The 18,560-nt window shown below is 30.4% G+C and carries 23 protein-coding genes; 4 read left to right on the plus strand and 19 right to left on the minus strand.

What is annotated here, in order from left to right; all coding sequences use genetic code 11:
* Positions 1 to 10: 10 nt before the first annotated feature.
* From B2217_RS04160 to B2217_RS04180, 5 genes are read right to left on the minus strand one after another with little or no spacing between them, the layout of a single operon-like run.
* Entirely contained in the window at positions 11 to 691 is a 681-nt protein-coding gene (locus B2217_RS04160; protein ID WP_180906123.1) for a c-type cytochrome, read from the minus strand.
* Entirely contained in the window at positions 691 to 1,260 is a 570-nt protein-coding gene (locus B2217_RS04165) for a DUF3341 domain-containing protein (protein ID WP_221627898.1), read from the minus strand. The genes B2217_RS04160 and B2217_RS04165 overlap by 1 nt, the downstream gene beginning before the upstream one ends.
* The gene (nrfD, locus tag B2217_RS04170; protein ID WP_038336919.1) at positions 1,241 to 2,644 is read right to left on the minus strand and encodes an NrfD/PsrC family molybdoenzyme membrane anchor subunit; all 1,404 of its coding nucleotides are present in this window, start codon (positions 2,642 to 2,644) and stop codon (positions 1,241 to 1,243) included. The genes B2217_RS04165 and nrfD overlap by 20 nt, the downstream gene beginning before the upstream one ends.
* Before the next feature lie 34 nt (positions 2,645 to 2,678).
* Complete coding sequence (locus tag B2217_RS04175; protein ID WP_291122125.1) at positions 2,679 to 5,840, minus strand: TAT-variant-translocated molybdopterin oxidoreductase; 3,162 nt, start codon at positions 5,838 to 5,840, stop codon at positions 2,679 to 2,681.
* Between the two features lie 22 nt (positions 5,841 to 5,862).
* Entirely contained in the window at positions 5,863 to 7,281 is a 1,419-nt protein-coding gene (locus B2217_RS04180) for a c-type cytochrome (protein ID WP_180906121.1), read from the minus strand.
* A 414-nt stretch (positions 7,282 to 7,695) separates the two neighbouring features.
* Here B2217_RS04180 and B2217_RS04185 point away from each other — a divergent pair, with 414 nt between their 5' ends.
* The gene (locus tag B2217_RS04185; protein ID WP_180906120.1) at positions 7,696 to 8,184 is read left to right on the plus strand and encodes an SPOR domain-containing protein; all 489 of its coding nucleotides are present in this window, start codon (positions 7,696 to 7,698) and stop codon (positions 8,182 to 8,184) included.
* An 18-nt stretch (positions 8,185 to 8,202) separates the two neighbouring features.
* A complete protein-coding gene (locus B2217_RS04190; RefSeq protein ID WP_180906119.1) occupies positions 8,203 to 8,394 on the plus strand; it encodes a hypothetical protein in 192 nt (63 codons plus the stop codon).
* Between the two features lie 116 nt (positions 8,395 to 8,510).
* On the opposite strand, the gene B2217_RS04195 is transcribed toward B2217_RS04190, so the two are convergent.
* Positions 8,511 to 8,831 (minus strand): hypothetical protein, encoded by a 321-nt coding sequence (locus B2217_RS04195; protein ID WP_180906118.1) that lies wholly within the window; start codon positions 8,829 to 8,831, stop codon positions 8,511 to 8,513.
* Between the two features lie 156 nt (positions 8,832 to 8,987).
* On the opposite strand from B2217_RS04195, the gene B2217_RS04200 reads away from it, so the two are divergent.
* Complete coding sequence (locus B2217_RS04200; RefSeq protein WP_180906117.1) at positions 8,988 to 9,311, plus strand: HopJ type III effector protein; 324 nt, start codon at positions 8,988 to 8,990, stop codon at positions 9,309 to 9,311.
* 50 nt (positions 9,312 to 9,361) lie between these two features.
* Here B2217_RS04200 and ccoG read toward each other — a convergent pair whose 3' ends face one another.
* Entirely contained in the window at positions 9,362 to 10,816 is a 1,455-nt protein-coding gene (gene ccoG, locus B2217_RS04205) for a cytochrome c oxidase accessory protein CcoG (RefSeq protein WP_407932835.1), read from the minus strand.
* Positions 10,817 to 10,961: 145 nt separating this feature from the next.
* Between ccoG and B2217_RS04210 the strand changes: the two genes are divergently transcribed.
* The gene (locus B2217_RS04210) at positions 10,962 to 11,396 is read left to right on the plus strand and encodes a hypothetical protein (protein WP_280046050.1); all 435 of its coding nucleotides are present in this window, start codon (positions 10,962 to 10,964) and stop codon (positions 11,394 to 11,396) included.
* Positions 11,397 to 11,445: 49 nt separating this feature from the next.
* Here B2217_RS04210 and B2217_RS04215 read toward each other — a convergent pair whose 3' ends face one another.
* The 12 genes from B2217_RS04215 to B2217_RS04270 all read right to left on the minus strand — a co-directional run.
* Positions 11,446 to 12,066: a methyltransferase domain-containing protein gene (locus B2217_RS04215; protein ID WP_280046051.1), complete on the minus strand. Its 621-nt coding sequence runs from the start codon at positions 12,064 to 12,066 to the stop codon at positions 11,446 to 11,448.
* A 123-nt stretch (positions 12,067 to 12,189) separates the two neighbouring features.
* Positions 12,190 to 12,660 (minus strand): hypothetical protein, encoded by a 471-nt coding sequence (locus B2217_RS04220; RefSeq protein ID WP_280046052.1) that lies wholly within the window; start codon positions 12,658 to 12,660, stop codon positions 12,190 to 12,192.
* A gap of 106 nt (positions 12,661 to 12,766) precedes the next feature.
* A complete protein-coding gene (locus B2217_RS04225; RefSeq protein WP_280046053.1) occupies positions 12,767 to 13,117 on the minus strand; it encodes a hypothetical protein in 351 nt (116 codons plus the stop codon).
* Positions 13,114 to 13,347, minus strand: coding sequence for a hypothetical protein (locus B2217_RS04230; protein WP_280046054.1), 234 nt, complete (start codon positions 13,345 to 13,347; stop codon positions 13,114 to 13,116). The genes B2217_RS04225 and B2217_RS04230 overlap by 4 nt, the downstream gene beginning before the upstream one ends.
* Positions 13,348 to 13,439: 92 nt before the next feature.
* A complete protein-coding gene (locus tag B2217_RS04235; RefSeq protein WP_280046055.1) occupies positions 13,440 to 14,024 on the minus strand; it encodes a hypothetical protein in 585 nt (194 codons plus the stop codon).
* A gap of 2 nt (positions 14,025 to 14,026) precedes the next feature.
* A complete protein-coding gene (locus B2217_RS04240; RefSeq protein ID WP_280046056.1) occupies positions 14,027 to 14,227 on the minus strand; it encodes a hypothetical protein in 201 nt (66 codons plus the stop codon).
* A 58-nt stretch (positions 14,228 to 14,285) separates the two neighbouring features.
* Positions 14,286 to 14,801 carry a hypothetical protein gene (locus B2217_RS04245; protein ID WP_280046057.1) on the minus strand — a complete coding sequence of 172 codons (516 nt, stop codon included), beginning with the start codon at positions 14,799 to 14,801 and terminating at the stop codon, positions 14,286 to 14,288.
* A complete protein-coding gene (locus B2217_RS04250) occupies positions 14,801 to 15,310 on the minus strand; it encodes a hypothetical protein (protein ID WP_291094534.1) in 510 nt (169 codons plus the stop codon). The genes B2217_RS04245 and B2217_RS04250 overlap by 1 nt, the downstream gene beginning before the upstream one ends.
* Before the next feature lie 124 nt (positions 15,311 to 15,434).
* Positions 15,435 to 15,818: a hypothetical protein gene (locus B2217_RS04255; RefSeq protein ID WP_291094537.1), complete on the minus strand. Its 384-nt coding sequence runs from the start codon at positions 15,816 to 15,818 to the stop codon at positions 15,435 to 15,437.
* Positions 15,818 to 16,327 carry a hypothetical protein gene (locus B2217_RS04260; RefSeq protein WP_291094540.1) on the minus strand — a complete coding sequence of 170 codons (510 nt, stop codon included), beginning with the start codon at positions 16,325 to 16,327 and terminating at the stop codon, positions 15,818 to 15,820. The genes B2217_RS04255 and B2217_RS04260 overlap by 1 nt, the downstream gene beginning before the upstream one ends.
* Complete coding sequence (locus tag B2217_RS04265; protein WP_180906098.1) at positions 16,324 to 17,877, minus strand: hypothetical protein; 1,554 nt, start codon at positions 17,875 to 17,877, stop codon at positions 16,324 to 16,326. The genes B2217_RS04260 and B2217_RS04265 overlap by 4 nt, the downstream gene beginning before the upstream one ends.
* Positions 17,878 to 17,879: 2 nt before the next feature.
* Positions 17,880 to 18,560, minus strand: a 681-nt coding sequence (locus tag B2217_RS04270) for a phage baseplate assembly protein V (protein WP_291122126.1), incomplete at its 5' end; no start/stop codon positions are given.

The raw sequence follows: 18,560 nt of genomic DNA on the forward strand, positions 1-18,560 counted from the left end.
ACTTATTTTATTATTTATTAGTTGCTGTTTCAGTTTCTGTTGCAGGTTTTGCTTCAGCAGTTGCTTCTCCGGCTGGAGCAGCGGCAGCTGTAGTAGCACCTTTCAAACTCATTACATATTCAGCAACTCTCCAACGGTCTGCAGGAGTCAATTGAGATGCGTAAGAACCCATCGCATTTTTTCCGTACATAATTACATGATAAACAGAACCTACTGTAACATCTCTTTCGCTATAATTAGGAACACCTGAATAAGCTTTAGATTTTACGATTGATCCTTGTCCATCACCAGCGTCACCGTGACAAACTGCACAGTTTTGTCCAAACAATAACTTACCTCTTTCTAAATCTGCAGCTTTGTTAGCCGCATTCAAAGGAGAAACAGTTACTGCTTTTGCTTGTGCATAACCAGCGTTATTGTTTTTGTAAGTCCATGGTAAAATATCACCATCTGTTCTTGCAACAGCACCTTCTACAGATTCTAATGCAGACATATTGTGATTTTTACTTAATACAGGAACTTCAGAATTTTCTTCGTCATGAGGGTAACCAAAAGTTGCCTTTTCGTAAGGATCATATGCCGTAGGATAATACATATCTGGCATATATACGATACTTGCGTGACGTTTTTTATCAGAACAAGAAGTGATAATAATACTTCCTAATCCTATAAGTAATGCTATCTTTTTCATTATGCTTCTTGTACTAAATTGTTAACACTTGGTTCTACGACTACATCACCTTTTACAGTTACTTCTTCAGCACCAGTCTCTACAAATACATTTTTGATTTTCTCAACATCAGCAGTTCTGATTTCGATTAAGAATTTATCATCTGTTGTACGTGGATCTGGATTTTTAGCTTTAGCTCCTGGATACATTTTATTACGCACTAAGTATGTTAATGACATAAAGTGCGCTGCACAGAATACTGTCAACTCGAACATAATAGGAACGAAAGCTGGCATATTCTCACCCCAAGAAAAAGATGGTTTCCCTCCAATATCTTGAGCCCAGTCATGGTTCATAATAAACCATGTCATCAAAGATGCTAACGTTGTACCAAATGCACCGTAGAAGAAAGCAAGGTCAGAAATACGAGTTTTCTTTAATCCTAAGGCTTTATCTAAACCGTGTACAGGGAAAGGTGTATATACTTCATCTATCGTAATACCTTGTTTACGAATAGATTTTACTGCTTTTAATAAATCATCATCGTCTCCGTAAAGACCATAAACGATTTTAGTGTTCGTGATGCTCATCTTCAGTATGATGTTTTTTATAGCTTTCGCCTGATGATTTCAAAATAGTTTTTAATTCAGATTGTGAAATAACTGGGAATGTACGTGCGTACAATAAGTATAACACAGAAAAGAATCCCATAGTACCTAAGAAGATACCTACGTCTACCCATGAAGGCATAAACATTGTCCAGCTTGATGGTAAATAGTCACGAGATAAGTTGATAACGATAATATCAAAACGCTCGAACCACATACCGATGTTAACTACGATAGAGATAACGAATGTCCAGAAGAAGTTTCTTCTAATTGGACGAATCCATAATAATCCTGGTACTAAAACGTTACAGATAATTAACGCCCAGAATGCCCACCAATAAGGTCCTGTTGCTGCTCCTGGAGAGAAGTATGTAAAGTCTTCGTAACGAGATCCTGAATACCAAGCGATCCATAACTCTGTTAAGTATGCTACTGCAACCATACCACCTGTTACAACGATTACAATGTTCATGTACTCGATGTGTTTACGTGTGATATAATCTTCGTAGTGTAAAACTTTACGCATTACACTTAATAATGTTTGTACCATCGCGAAACCAGAGAAAATAGCTCCGGCAACGAAATATGGAGGATATACTGTTGAGTGCCATCCTTTGATTACCGACGTTGCGAAGTCAAAAGATACAATCGTGTGTACCGAGAATACTAATGGTGTACATAAACCAGCTAATACCAAAGATAACTCTTCGAAACGTTGCCAATGTTTTGCTCCACCTCCCCATCCGAATGATAAGATTCCGTAGATTTTCTTAGCGAATGGTTTTGTTGCACGGTCACGTACCATAGCGAAGTCAGGAATTAATCCCATCAACCAGAAAACTGTTGATACAGAGAAATACGTAGAAATCGCGAATACGTCCCATAATAATGGTGAGTTAAAGTTAGGCCATAAAGATCCAAATTGGTTAGGAATTGGGAATACCCAGTACATTAACCATGGACGACCCATGTGAATTACAGGGAATAACGCTGCCTGTACAACGGCGAAGATTGTCATGGCTTCCGCAGAACGGTTAACCGACATTCTCCATTTTTGACGGAATAATAATAAAACGGCTGAGATTAACGTACCAGCGTGACCGATACCTACCCACCATACGAAGTTGGTGATATCCCATCCCCAGTTAATCGTTCTATTCAATCCCCATACACCAATACCAGTTCCTACTGTATAAGCAATTGCTCCAACACCAAAGATGAATGCAACCATTGCTATACTGAAACATGTCCACCACAACTTACTTGCTGGCGTCTCAATTGGACGAGCAATGTCTACTGTGATATCGTGGTAGGTTTTATGTCCTAAAATAAGGGGTTCTCTTACCTGTGATTCGTAATGTGACATATTTGTTTACCTTATTAATTCTTTACTAATTTAATTAAGCTTGTTCTTTTCTGTTTCTAACTTTTACTTGATAGATAACGTTTGGTTTTGTACCAATTTCTTCTAATAAAACATAAGAACGTTTATCTTTCGATGCAGCTCTTACTTCAGATTTATCATCATTGATATCACCAAATTTCATCGCACCTGTTCCACAAGCAGCAGCACAAGCAGCAGCAGCCATAAACTCTTCGTCTTTAACTACTCTGTTCTCTTTCTTAGCTTTTAAGATTGCAGCTTGAGTTTGTTGGATACAGAATGAACATTTCTCAATTACTCCTCGTGTACGTACAACAACGTCTGGGTTAAGTACCATACGACCTAAATCATTGTTCATGTGGAAGTCGTATTTGTCATTGTTCGCCCAGTTAAACCAGTTGAAACGACGTACTTTGTAAGGACAGTTATTTGCACAGTAACGAGTACCAACACAACGGTTATAAGCCATCATGTTTTGACCTTGACGACCATGAGATGTTGCACCTACTGGACACACAGTCTCACAAGGAGCGTGGTTACAGTGTTGACACATTAATGGTTGGAAAATCACATCTGGATTTTCAGCCTCTGGCTTAATTAAACGTGTATATTGTTGTGGTTCGTTATCTGGATCAGATTCTAACGCAACTTTTTGAGTTAATTTTCCGTCTTTATCTTGGTAAGTAACATCAGAGTAGTAACGGTCAATTCTTAACCAATACATATCTCTCGACATACGCATTTGCTCTTTACCAACAGTTGGTACGTTGTTTTCTGCTTGACAAGCAATCACACACGCTCCACATCCTGTACAAGAGTTCATATCAATTGTTAAATTGAAGTGAGGTCCTGTAGAACGATCAAAACTAGCCCATAAGTCAACTTCACCTACTGGAGAATCTCCTCTCCATGTTGGCATCTTCGCAACTGGATTCCATTCTTGACGATCTGTGTTGATGAAATCTGCTAAAGAAACTTCTCTTGCAATTTCGTAACGTCCCATCAATGTTGGTTGTTGTTGCATGTTAGCAAATTCGTGTTTATCTGAACGAGAAGATTTTTCAATCTTAACATTAGATGCACCTACGTTACCAGTATATAATGCGAAAGCATTAACCCCTACATTGTTTGCAACTTTACCAGCTTTTGTACGACCATAACCGAAAGCTAAACCTACAGTTCCGATTGCTTGACCTGGTTGGATGAATACTGGAACGTTTTCTAAAACTACTCCATTAACAGTTAAGTTTACATACTCACCGTCAAATTGCATTCTTCCGTTTGTAACGTTGTAGTTATCTTGAATTTTGATTCCTAATTTTTCCGCATCATTTGGATTAACTGTTAAATAGTTATCCCAAGAGTTACGTGTAATTGGATCTGGTAATTCTTGTAACCAAGGATTGTTTGCTTGTGTACCATCTCCTAAACCAGCTTTAGAATAGAATTGTATTTCCCATTCTGTTGCTTTACCAGTAGCTAATTTTGTAGCAGCTGCTGTAGCAACACTAGTGTTAGCAGTAAATGCAGATGTTTCAGTCCCTTCATTATAACCATTGTATAATGCTTTGTTGAAATCTACACCTAATTTTGGTAAAATAGCTGATTCCCAGTTTTGTTTTACATATAAGTAATATGGAGAAACTTTTTGTCTTGTTGCAGAAACCGCCATCACCATAATTGGATCATTTGGATCTTCTACTTCTGTTACTTTAGTTACTCCTGTCATCCAAGCGATTAATGAATCTTGGAATTGACGAGAATCAAATACACGTGGAATTGTTGGTTGTTGTAATGAATAAACACCTGTTAATGGGTTAAAATCATTCCAAGACTCTAAACCATGAGTAACTGGAGCAATAACGTCCATTACTGATGCAGTTTCGTCTAATTTTTCAACTAAACCAACTTTAAGTCCAATGTTTTTGAAAGCGGATTCAATTTCTTTTGCATTTTTAGCATTGTAAATTGGATTTGTTTGGAAGTTTAATAAAACTCCAACTTGTCCAGCTTTAGCTTCAGCAACAAATTGATTAAATACAGCGTCGTTAGACTCTTTTAATAAAACAGCTTTATCAGAAACTGCAGCTGATCCTAACAATTGGTTAATTGCGTATGCAATTACATATGCTTCTTTCGAACCATCTGCCATAACAACCGCTTTAGAACCTTTAGCTTTTAATTCAGCAAGAATTGCTTTTGCTTCTTTAGATGAAGCAGAACCACTTGTTAATCCTTGATAAACTTCTGCCAATACTTTTTCAGTATCAGTTGGTTTTAAAGGATAACGTGTATCAGCATTAGCTCCTGTTAAAGATAGAACAGATTCTACTTGGATGTGACGCATCATGTTTGCTCCTGGTTTACGAGCAACACCATAATCACCTTCCATTCCACCACCATTATAATCACCTAAGAAATCTGCGTTGAAAGAAACAACTAATTCAGCATTCTTAAGATCGTAGAATGGGATTTCTCTTTTTCCGTAAACTTCTTGTGCTGCGTCTAATGCATTCGTAGAAGAAATTGCATCATAAACAACGTGTTGAGTTGTTGGATATTTTGTTGCAAACTCAGCAATCAACTTTTTAGTTGTTGGTGAAGGTAAAGATGAAGTTAAAATAACTACTTTTTTTCCTCCTACTGATGCTAATGCTTTTGTTACACGTGCATCAAGCTCTTTCCAAGATGTTGCTTTGAAGTTTTCACCTGCGTTTGTTAAAGGTGATTTTATTTTATCAGAATCGTATAATGATAATACAGATGCTTGAACACGTGCATTTGTAGAACCATAATATTTTGCGCCTTTGTTAGCATCAATTCTAATTGGACGACCTTCTCTTGTACGTACTAATACGTTCGCATAATCGTATCCATCAAAAATTGTAGATGCATAATAAGTAGGTACACCAGGCATAATATTTTCTGGTTTAACTACATAAGGAACAGATTTTACGATTGGAGCTTCACAGGCTGCTAAAGTAACAGCAGCTGTACTGAACCCTAAAATCTTCAAAAAGTCACGTCGTGAAGTTTGACTATTCTCCATGGCGTTATCATTCCCTAAGAAATTATCTACAGGAATTTCTTCTGCAAATTCGTTGGTAGTTAACTTTTCATTTAATGTATTGTCAGTTAACTCCTCAAAACTTTTCCAGTAATTTTTCTTCGAAGCCATTTATACTCCTCTCTTTTTTATATTAATAATGACATTTACCACACTCTAAACCTCCGATAGCATCAACTGTAATCTTAGTTGCGTCACCGTACTGTTTTTTCAGTTTTTCGTGTAGTTCTGCGTAATATTCTTTGTTATACTCGTTGTCCATATCTACCTCAGTAGTTCTGTGACACTCGATACACCATCCCATTGTGAAATCATTCGCCATTTTTACTTCGTTCATTTCATCAACACGTCCATGACATGCAAAACAAACTTGGTCTCCTGATCCAATGTTCAATTCTTTAGCATTTGGAATAGTTCCATCTTTAATTGCTTTCTTAATCGCTTTCTCTCCAGCTACAACGTGTTGTGCGTGGCTAAAGAATACGAAATCTGGCATATTGTGGATACGTACCCATTCGATTGGTTTTTGTGGACCATCGTATTTGTTCGTTTCTGGATTCCATCCAATCGCTTTATACATTTTTTGGATTTCTCCTGTATAGAAGTTCTTAACCGCCTCCTCATCAGCGAATTTACCAGAAGTGATTAATTCTTCTTCGAAGTAATCTCCTTTGTATTCTTTGATTGTTTTGTGACAGTTCATACATACGTTTGGTGAAGGAATTCCAGACACTTTACCGTATTTAGCAGAACTGTGACAGTACTGACAGTCGATACCTTGTACACCTGCGTGAACTTTGTGAGAGAAATAGATTGGTTGTTCTGGCTCGTAACCTTTATCAACACCAATTCCCATTAATCCCCAATACACGTTGTACAATGCAAAGAATGCTAATACTGCGATTAACACACCACCAACTTTTTGGTATTTTTGGAAGAAGTTTGCGAAAGAAAAAGCAGCTTTTTCTTCTTTAGAATCTAAATCATCAGTTGCAGTTGCTTTAACTAATGCATTAACGCGAACCAAAATCCACAATAATAATGCTGCTAATACAACAAATCCAACTGCGATAACTCCTGTTCCAGCACCGCCTCCGTTTCCGGCAGCAGCAGCTTTAGCAGCAGCAGCTTCTTTCTTTTTTGCAGCTTTTGCATCATCAAAAGCCTTTTTACCACCATCAGGATCGGCAGTATACGCTAGAATATTATCAATATCACCATCAGATAAGTTAGGAAAAGCTAACATTTCAGTGTTATTGTACTCAGCGAAAATTTTGTTTGCATACGCATCTCCAGACGCACGTAAAGCTTTGTTGTCCTTAATCCAAGAGTGTAACCACTCTTTTCCAAGTCCAGCTTCTTCTTGTACGCGTTTCTCAACATTACGTAATTCCGGCCCAATTAATTTACCATCAATCTGGTGACATGCAGTACAGTTGGCTTCGAATAATTCGTAACCTTTACCTGCATCTTGGGCATTTGCTAAGGAGAACGTCGATAGTATTATCGCGCAGCTCCATAAACGTATTCTTTTTAGAAATCTTGCCTTCATTTACTTAAATAATCTCAGTTCGTTGTTTCTTTTAACTCGTTTTTATTTGAACACTTAACTAACAGCAAAAATAGCTTCAATACTTAATAAAATCATAAAGTTTACATACTGAACTTTGTCATTGAGCTTAATTTAAAACGTTTCTAAATTAATTGTTAAAAAATATTGCTGTATAAATATTATCTATTTGATTTGATAGAAAAGATTTAGAACAAGAAAAATTGCTATTTAACATAATTTAAAAAATAATCATTATTGTTTTTATTATAATCTGCCAATCGATTTTACGAAACAACAATCAAATATTTGATTGTTAAAAAAAATTGGAACAATATTCGTTGTAAGAAAATAAAAGTCTATAAAATTTAATAACTTAATTGTAAAAAGTATATTTGCACAAATTAATTTCATCTTATGAAAAAATTTATCTTTTTATTCCTTATTACTTTTTCTTCTTGTGTTTTTGCTCAAGATAAAATTGATACTATTCAAATCATCAATAATGGTACATTGAATATGGAAATTGATAGTAGAATAAATAATGTATTAAAAGCAAAAGAAGATGCTGTTTGTAGTTATACCACTACTGTAAAGAAACCGACAGAGAAAAAACCAGTTATACAATCTAATGATCCTTGCGCAGGTACACCACAGGTTAATGGTTTCAAAATTCAGATTTATTATTCGAAAGATAGAAAAGATGCAGAGAAGGTAAGAAATGAATTTGCACGTTCTTATCCTGACTTATCATCGCAAACAGCTTATTTCTCACCAGACTATCGCGTTTTAGTTGGAGATTATTTTACAAGAGCATCTGCTTCGAGAGATATTCGTCGTTTGAAATCAAAATATAATAGTGCATTTTCTATTCCGTTCAAGGTTTTATGTAGAAAAGCGAAGTAATATTTTATAAAAAGGAAAATGTATCCTTATCACAACAAAATAAAACAGCGAATAAAGAATGGTGAATTAGTTTCGTTTGAGTTTGTAGAAAAATATAAAAATATTTCTCCATGTTTAGTTTTATATTTCAAAACAGAACCTTTTACACGACCTATTCGCGAGCATCGTTTTTCTGAATATAGACTATTACTAAAAATAGAAAACGATTAACTTTCTTTTGGAAGTTGAATTTATTCGAAAAAATAAAAAAAGCGTTATCAATTTTCTTGGTAACGCTTTTTTATATTTTAATGGTAATATTTAGTAGTTGATTCATGCTTTTGTTTTTAGTTGTTCAGAATTCTACCTCTGCCCTCAATTTCTAATTGGATAAGTATCGATGCTAAATTTGTTTGTACAAATCCCAAATTGCCTGCAACTAAAACTCCTTTTTCTCCTGTCGATATTTTTTCGATTCCGTAAACACTTGATTCATCTTCAGGGTTCGAATTTCCTTCGTAACGATAGATATAAATAATTCTAAAATCGTGCGGATGATCAATCAAATCACTTTCTAATAAATTAAAATCTTCTTGATATCCTTTTTCCGCAAGTTCACGTAGCGCAACACTTGACGTTTCATAATTAAATTGCCTTCTTTCAAACATAAAATTTATTTTATTTGGTTAATAATTATAAATCTAATTAATTAATAGACAGAAAGTTGTTAAACATTCGTTAAGTATTTGAGCGCATAAAAAAATTAACATACTTAATGATTTATTGTATTCAAAATAAGTTCTTATTTTTGACAAAAAGATACAATGATTTTAGAAAAATTAAACCAAAACGAAGCTAATTTTGCGGATGTTATCGCGCATATTGAAGAAAATTATACTTATACTGCTTCTGCTTTTGTAAATGGAAATCAGGAAAATGCTGTAGATCAAAATCAAGGAAGTGCTAAAGTTTTTGCGTTCGCAAAATTGAATAATTTTTCTGAAGATGATACATTAAAATTATTTGCCGAACATTATCAAGCGGTTTTAGATACGCCAGAAGGAACAGACCACAACAACATTCGTCAATTTATGAAGAACGGTTGGAATGGTGTCAAATTTGAAAACGAAGTGTTGAGAAAGAAATAATCTCGAAAAGAAAACGTCTTACATAATGTAAGACGTTTTTTGTTATTTAACTAAAAAGGCGCCATAAAACTAATCGTATAATGATCGATGGTTTCTCCATTCAAATCTTTCAATTCTAAAATAACTGGTACTTTATAAGATTTAAGTTCACTTTTTGGTATTTTAATATCGATTAAACCTTGTTTTAATTCACCTTCGTCTATCTTTATAAATTTATCAGGTTCTACCAATAACACCGTTTTTCCACCTTTAAAACCATTTACGTTCACCACCAATTTATAAGGCTTGTTCGTTTTATTCATCAAACTATATTGCATTGTATTGATGATATAATCTCCTTCTACGACATAATCTTTTCCTGGAACTTGTAGAAATTTCACTTCAACATCACTTCTATTCAACATAAAAATTGTCATAGCAGAAATCATTGCGACTAAAATGAGTGAAAAAACAATTGATCGTCCATTTATTCTAAATGGTTTTCCTTGTGCAATATTTTCTTCTGATGCATATTTTATTAAACCTGTAGGTAAATTAATTTTTACCATTATTTCATCACAAGCATCCATACATGCTGTACAGTTGATACATTCTAATTGAGAACCATTTCTGATGTCAATTCCTGTAGGACAAACCGCGATACATTGTCCACAGTCGATACAATCTCCTTTCCCAACAGCAACGCGATCTTCACCTTTTCTAAATTTACTTCGACCACTTTTTCCTTCTCCTCGAAGATAATCATAAGAGACCTGCATTGTTTTTTTATCAAGTAAAACCCCTTGCAAACGCCCATAAGGACAAACCAATGTACATACTTGTTCACGAAACCAAGCAAATACGAAATAAAATAATACACTAAAAATAAATAATCCTAAAAACTTTCCACCATGTTCAGTAGGACCTTCTTTATACATTTGTATCAAGACATCCATTCCTATTATATAAGAAAAAAGAATGTTTGTTGCTAAAAACGAAACAATATAAAAGACAAACCATTTACCTCCTCTTTTCAGAATTTTCTCTTCATTCCAATCTTGTTTATCTAATCGTATTTGTTTATTTCGATCTCCTTCTATCCAAAATTCTATTCTTCTAAATACTCCTTCTAAAAAAATAGTTTGAGGACAAACCCATCCACAGAAAAGCCGTCCATAAACAGAAGTAAAAAGTATGACGAAAACCACACTTACAATCATACCAAAAGCAAGCAAGAAAAAATCTGTTGTAAAAAATGGATAACCAAATAAGATAAAATTTGTATTAAAAACATCAAATTTAAAGATGGGGTTACCATTTGGTAGTTTTATAAAAGGAATAACAACTAATAGAATCAGCAATATAGAGTATACAACTGTCCTATAATTTGTAAATTTTCCCGATGGTTTCTTTGCATACACCCATTTTCGGGTTCCTGACTTTGTAAACGTCGCTACCTCAGTTCTAAATTTCTCATTTTCTGCAGCTAAATTATTCTCAAAATCAGTTTTGTTCAACTCGTTCATATTACTCTTGATATTAGTATACAAATTTACCACCAGAACACCTCTAGAATCTGGCACTATTTATGGTATTTATGGTAGTATTTACGGATTGATATAAATCATTAATTCATAAAGATTTACTAATATACATCTAAACTACCTACTTATGAAAAAATTATTAACCTTCTTTACTTTATTGATTACTGTTTTCACTTTTTCTCAAAACATCTACAATTCTAATAATGTAGATAAATTTGCTGTTTATCCAGATTGTAAAGATGAATCAGGTAGTTATTTAGAATGCTTTAAAAATAAACTTAACGAAGAGGTTTCTGATAAATTATCAAAAATGACATTGGATAAAATATTACGCGGATCTAGTGATTATTTTGCAAAATTGAATTTTGTTATTGACGAAAATGGATATTTTACCAATATAACGTCCCAAGGAAATGAAACATTAGCTCGAATTTCTACTCAAATCCTTTATAGAATAAATAGAGAACAAGAAGAAAAATCAACAAAAATAAAACCTGCTTTGGTTGATGGAAATCCTGTAAAAGTTTATTTTAATATTTCAGTTCATTATACCAACAAATAAAAGAATGTCAAAAGTTAAAAATAATATTGTTTTTTGAAGAAGGAAATCATTAACCTTTTAAAATCAACATATTTGCAAAAGGCGTGATTCTTTTATTATTAACTATTTTTAATCCTGCTTCTGAAATTGCCTTTTTCCATTGTTTTTCGCTTAGAAAATGAAATGCTCCAATATTAAAAAACAAAAAATTAGTCGAATCACGAAATTGTTCTGAAAGGACAATTATTCCATCTTTTTTCAAAATCCTTTTGGCTTCTTTAAAAAACAAAACTCTTTCTGTATGCTCCAAAACTTCATGAATAGCCGTAATTGCAAGAATTATATCTTGAGAATTATCTTCAAAAGGTAATTTATTCGTATGAATTATTTTTTCTTTTGGATTGGGTGGAAATACTTTTTTCGAAATTTTAATTCCACTTTCGTGCTCATGTCTATTTCCATAAATATCACAGACGGTCAAATTGATAGTCGGATATTTTTCTTCTAAATTTATAGACAAAGGATCAAAACTTGCGTGAATTAAAACGACATTCTCAACATTATTAAAATCAGCAATTTCTTTCAATTTATTTATCTCGTATAAATCTGATTTATCGTAAAGTATATAAGAAGCGAGAATTGATGCAATAATATTTAGCAATATCAATCCTCCCACAATATTAAATAGCATCTTGATAAATGTAGAAACTATAAAAAATGATAATACAAATAGAAGAATTGAAACAATTACTCCTAAAAGGATTTTTTTGTAATTGAATAGAATGACAAGTTTTGTTATTTTCATTAAGATTGATTAGGTATTCATAAATTTTAAATCAAGATAATGATGATTTATGTCTTCTGGATTTATGTAAAATATTGTTTCTTTTTGTTGAATAAACCATAATAAAATATTATCGTACTCCATTTCAATTTTTTGTTTATAATGAATTACGGCATTTTTTTGAGGATAAGGAATAATAAAAATTACATCTATATAATTAAAAGAATTTTGAACTAATTTAATATTTTTTAAATCGACTTTTAAAGCTATCTGACTACTTTTCCTTACAGAGGTTACTTGATTATCAATTTTAGGACTTTTATCCATATAATTGTTAATAACAACGTATAAAACAAAGGGCAAACATAAGATAACTCCTAATAAAGCAAAACCAGGATTCATTTCTAATTTTTGATGTTTTCCCCCAATTCCCACAGCAATAAACATAATACCTAAAAATAAAATGATTGATAGAAAGAAATAACCAATCCATCTTAGCACTTTATAAACAATAAACACATCTCTTGTCTCTGATTCTTCGATAGGTTCCTATGTATTCTATATCATCTTTATAGTCATTAACTGGTAGTTTTATAATTTTCATATTTCACCATTTTATAGGATAAGCTTTTGAATGATATACTTTAGAATCTCCTTCTCTTGTAGTAATTATCAATGAATCGCCAACAGCGTTTAATTCATCAAATATTTCTGGAAAATCTTTCTTGAATTGTTGATAATTAGTTAATTGAATAGTATCTTTAAAAATATTCCCTAATTCTTTTGAATAATTATATTTTTCTAGAATATTTTTTGCTTTTAGATTCGAAATATTTATTTTTCTATTTACCAATAATAATTTGATTTGATTATAATTATATTTTTTAGGTTTTAATGGTCTTAAATATTTAGTTTTGAAATCATCATTATATATAATATAATTTGTTGGATATATCAAAATATTATTATCATATTATCATATTTAAAATCAAATTCTAAAAATGTAGTTTCATTTAAATTACTCACTCTAATTTCTATAGGGATATTTAATCTAACACTATCTTTATATTCACCTTGAATATTACATGAAATTGTAATTTTTTGAATTGTGTTTTCTTGATTAAAAATAACTTCTTTATTAGGTATGCAACTAATTAACAAAAGTGTTGCAATAAAAAATTTATTCATATAAAAAATCATTAATTTGTAGGAAAAAATATTGTTTCTATCAAAGCTATATCATCTTGTATTGAATCATCATTTTGCCATTTCTAAAGAATTTACCAATCAATTCTAAACTTTTCAAATTTAAATTTTCTATCACCTTTTTTTGAATAATAAATAAGAAGAGTATCATTTTTTGAATTTAGTTTATTAAATAAATCTGGTTTAATAATTTTAAAATCTTTTATACCTCCAACAAATACAGTATCTCTAAAACGTTTTTGCTTTGATTCCATATTCATTTTTTTCAAAACTTGAGTTAATTCGTTATAAGATATATTGATATTTTTATATAATAATAAATCTAAATTATAATCAGAATCTTTTTCAAATCTAATTCCTGATGTAGGGAAAAATTCTTTATTTGCTTTAGTAAAAAAAGTATAATCTGTTAACAATCCTATAATTTTTTTGTTCTCAAAATACTGTATATCTGCAGATGAAATTTCTTTTTCAAACTCTAATTTTATATTCTTAGGTAAATATACTCTCACACTATCTTCATAATATGGATTAGATAAAAGAAATATTCTTTCATTTGAATAATCTTGATGATAATTTATTCTTGATTGATTAAATTTAGAACCACAGCAAATGAAAATTAATAAACTAAATACGAAATATATTATGATTTTTTTCATGATTAATAATTGGTAAATATTGTTTCTATTAAAATAATATCATCTTTTATTGAAGAATCAAATTCTTTTTTATATAGGATTGTAAATGGTTTGACATTATTAAATATTTTGATTTCTCCAGAATGAAATTTTTGACTTCTTATATTCTCTTCATTATACTCTGATTTTTGCAAATCTAGTATAGTTTTAAATTCTCCCATCATCAATTTATTATATGTTTCTTGAGTTATTTCTATGAAATCATAAATCTTTTCATCATCATTATTCTAAGTTAACTGGTATGGATAGTATATGTAATTCTTCTGGATTATCTAAATATTCATATTTAAATAATATTTCATCTTTTTTAAATACGTTCAATAATTGATATAATGCCTGATTATTGGTTATAGTAAAACGTTCTTTTTCTTTAATGGCAATATTATTATTAATTAAGTGCCTAAAATCTTTTGCTATCAATCGTGTAATATATATAATATCAAAGTTTATTGTATCATTTAAGTTAAGTTCATCTTCTCTAAATATACTACCACTTGTCCCAAAATTATTATTTGGATGTTTATGATAACTTACACTCTCCAATTTTAAGGTTTTATCACTTTTTAATACATATCTTTTTGGAAAAGTAATAGTAGTAAATAAACTATCTGTTTTTGGTTTTAAGCCTATTGTTTCAATTTTAATAGGATCTTGATTTTTTATTTCTTCTAAAGTATCTATTGATTGCCCTTTACAACTAATAAAGATTAATACCAGAAATAATACTATTTGTTTCATTATTCTAAATTAACAGGTATGGATTTTGCTATTATATTTTTCAAATCATTTTCATGATAATATCTAAATCTAATATCATCTTTTTTAAATTCAGTTAATAATTTATAAACTTCTGCTTTGTTTGATACTTTATATACTATATTTTTTTTGAATTTATTATTATTTTCTATGCTATTAAGCTGATTAGGATGAATTAATTTAAAATATTCAATATTAAATTGAATAGTATCTTTCAAATTGATATCATTTTTTAAATTAATAATTGCATTATTATTTTTATTATATATTAATTTATAATAATCTATACTTAATAATTTTAATTTTTTATTACTTTTTAATATATATTTTTTCGGCAGAACTATAATTACTGATAAACTATCTGTATTAGGTTTTTGTCCTAGTATTTCTATTGTAATAGGTTCTTCATTTTTGATTTCTTCTAATGTATCTACACTTTGCCCTTTACAACTAAAAAGAATTAAAATTAGAAATATTGCTATTTGTTTCATTATTCTAAGTTAACAGGAATTGACAATACTTGTAACTCTTTTGGATTATCTAAATATTCATATTTAAATAATATTTCATCATTTTTAAATTCACCTAAAATATTATGTAGTACTTTAGTGTTAATTATTTTATAATTTTCTTTATTTTTAAAAGATTTTTTACCGTTAAATTTTTAAATTCCTTAATAGATATAAGCTTATAATATCTAAAATTTATATCTACTGTATCGTTCAAATTAAGATATCTATCTCTTTCTATATATGCGTCATTATTTGGATTATAAATAGATTTATAGTACGAAATATGTATCAATTTCAATTTGTTTTTACTATTTAATAAATATCTTTTAGGTATAAAAATATTTACACCCAAACTATCTGTATTCACTTTCTGCCCTAACACTTCTATCGTAATAGGCTCTTCATTTTTGATTTCCTCTAAAGTGTCTACACTTTGTCCTTTACAACTAAAAAGAATTAATACCAGAAATAATACTATTTGTCTCATTATTCTAAGTTAACTGATATGGATTTTGCTATTGTATTATTTAAATCATTTTTATGATAATATCTAAATCTAATATCGTCTTTTTTATATCCTTCCAAAATGTTATAAATTTCGTTATTATCAATTACTTTATAAATTTCGTTATTTTTAAAATCAGTTTGATTCGTTATTTTTTTAAAATCTTCAATAGATATTAATTTATAATAAAAAAGATTAATATTAATACTGTCCTCTGGATTAATAATTTTATCATAAATTATATAACCTGTTTGATTATTATTATGAGGATGATTATAATAATTAATATCAATAAATTTTATTTTTTTACTACTTTTTAATAAATATGTTTTAGGTATAGTAAAGGATGTAAACAGACTATCTGTTTTAGGTTTTAATCCTATTACTTCTATCTTTATTAATTCTGAATTTTTTACTTCTTCTAATGTATCTACACTTTGCCCTTTACAACTAAAAAGAATTAAAATCAGGAGTAATGCTATTTGTTTCATTTTTCAGGTTGTATTATAATACTTTCTATTATAAAAATATCATCATTAATTAATTCATCTCTTTGTTTTCTTATGATTAGAGAATACTTTGTTTCGTTAATTTCTTGACCTTGAATTTTTTTTTCATAAATGGCATAGTCATCATTTATTCTAATTTTTTCTAAATCAATAATATTCTTTATTTCTCCTTTCAACAATTTATCAATAGTTATCTGCGGAACATCTTTTATAAACTCATAATCTTTATAATCTGTTTCTCTACCAAAATGCAACAAATTCCTTACTTGTGTTAGTCCACTTCTTTTGGCATTTTCTAGTTTTATTATTTTCAGTTCTTCGTACATATCGTCGAACTCTTTTACAATATCCATCGATATCCATTCTAGTACAGCAAAACCAAATGCCAAAGGAGCAGAAATAGGAATCATGCCTACAAAAGAAGAAAGGCTTGGTTTATTGAACTCTCCATTTTCACTGATTACAGGTATCATTTCTTTCATTTCTGTAAGCAATTGATAAGAGCCATAAACTAAATTAGCATTTCTTCCGTATTTCAAAACTTTATTGATAGAATTATATGAAATTATGCCTTTATAAGATTGATCAAGTTTTATTGTCTTTAAAGTTTCTTCTATGTAAACCATTTTGATTGGCTTTGTTGTTTTATAAAAATGTTCTACTTCATTGACTGTGAAATTTTTAAAATTATGTGCTCTTGTACTAAAGTCTATTCCTTCTGTAAATACTTGTTTCTTAAATAAATTAACTCCTTCTATTGAATTAAAAAATGTGGTTGTTTTTATTTTAACAGCTGCAAACTTTTTAAATGATATATCATCTTTATCAATTGCAAAAAGTATAAACTCGCCTAAATGATTAAATATTTCTGGAAAATTGTATTGATTTTCCACTGAAAATGGTTTTATAAACAAATTTTGTTCAGAACGTTTTACCTTCAGATAATCTCCAAAACTATTAGGTAAATGAACATTCTCTTGGTCATCGTAACCACATTTAAAATATAATTCCAAATCACCCCCTTCTTCATTAAAATACAATGTTTCTTCGTTAAACAAATTATTCAAACCCCAATCTAAAGAAATTTCTATATATCCTTTTCCTTCTTTATCCAACTGCATAGTTGTTATTTCATTGTTTCCTCGCATTATTCGGATATGATCGTCTGTAGAATAATTAGCTAATCCAAAAGTCAAAGGAATAGGAATAGAATAATCATGTTCATACAAGGCTATCATAATATTTTTTCCTTCAGGTTTTTCTATATTTTGTGTTTGTACATGAAAACGAACTACATTTAGTATTTTAGCTTCTTTAATAGGTTTATCCTCTTTATCTGTCCACCAACCTTTTACAAAATATTTATTTGGCGGTGGTGGATCTTTTGGAGTTCCAAAATTAGTACCTCCATCTGCTGTAAAGTAACTTCCGTTATTAGCATATGCAGAAAAATCATTTGTATAAACTTCCCATTTTTCGCATTCTATAGAGTTAGTTCCTTTAACAATTCGTGTAATTTTTCCTCCTGCCATAATTAATGCATTTTTGTTCCTTCACCTCCATTATTATCAAATGAACCCTGACTATGTATTTCATTTTTATTTTCAGAAATAATCTTTTTATCACTTGATTGGTCTAAAACTTCTTTTGATTTAGACGTTTTATTACCATTGGCAATTTCCATAATATTAGCAGCCATCAAACTATAATCTAAAATTGCATTATTAGTCATCATTCCTCCAGCAGTTGCTATATAATTTACACCTACACTATTTGTAAAATTCATGCCTATAGAATTCATTTGGTTAATCCCAACACTTGTATTCATATTCTCTTGAACATCGATATTAAAATTCTTACATTTTATATTAATCGTTTCAGGAGCGGTAATATTGATATTACTACCAATAGTATCGAGATGAATTTCATTACCTGATTTGTCAGTGATGATGATGCTTTCGTCTTCTGTAAAAACAATACGATGTCCACTTCTTGTCTGTATAGATTTCACACTATTATTCGCACCACCACCCAATCCAACTTTTCCATGAAACATACCGCCCATGACAAAAGGTCTGTCAGGATGATTGTGTACAAAGCCAACCATTACTTGATCGCCAACTTCTGGTATGGCAACATACCCACGGTTTTGTGTCACTTGATCTGTACCTCCAGCATCAGGCGACATCATGCGGATAAAATTTGTTGTATCATG

Origin of the sequence: Empedobacter sp. UBA7620 (assembly GCF_002484185.1) — a bacterium.
In the GTDB taxonomy this organism is placed as follows: Bacteria; Bacteroidota; Bacteroidia; order Flavobacteriales; family Weeksellaceae; genus Empedobacter; species Empedobacter falsenii_C.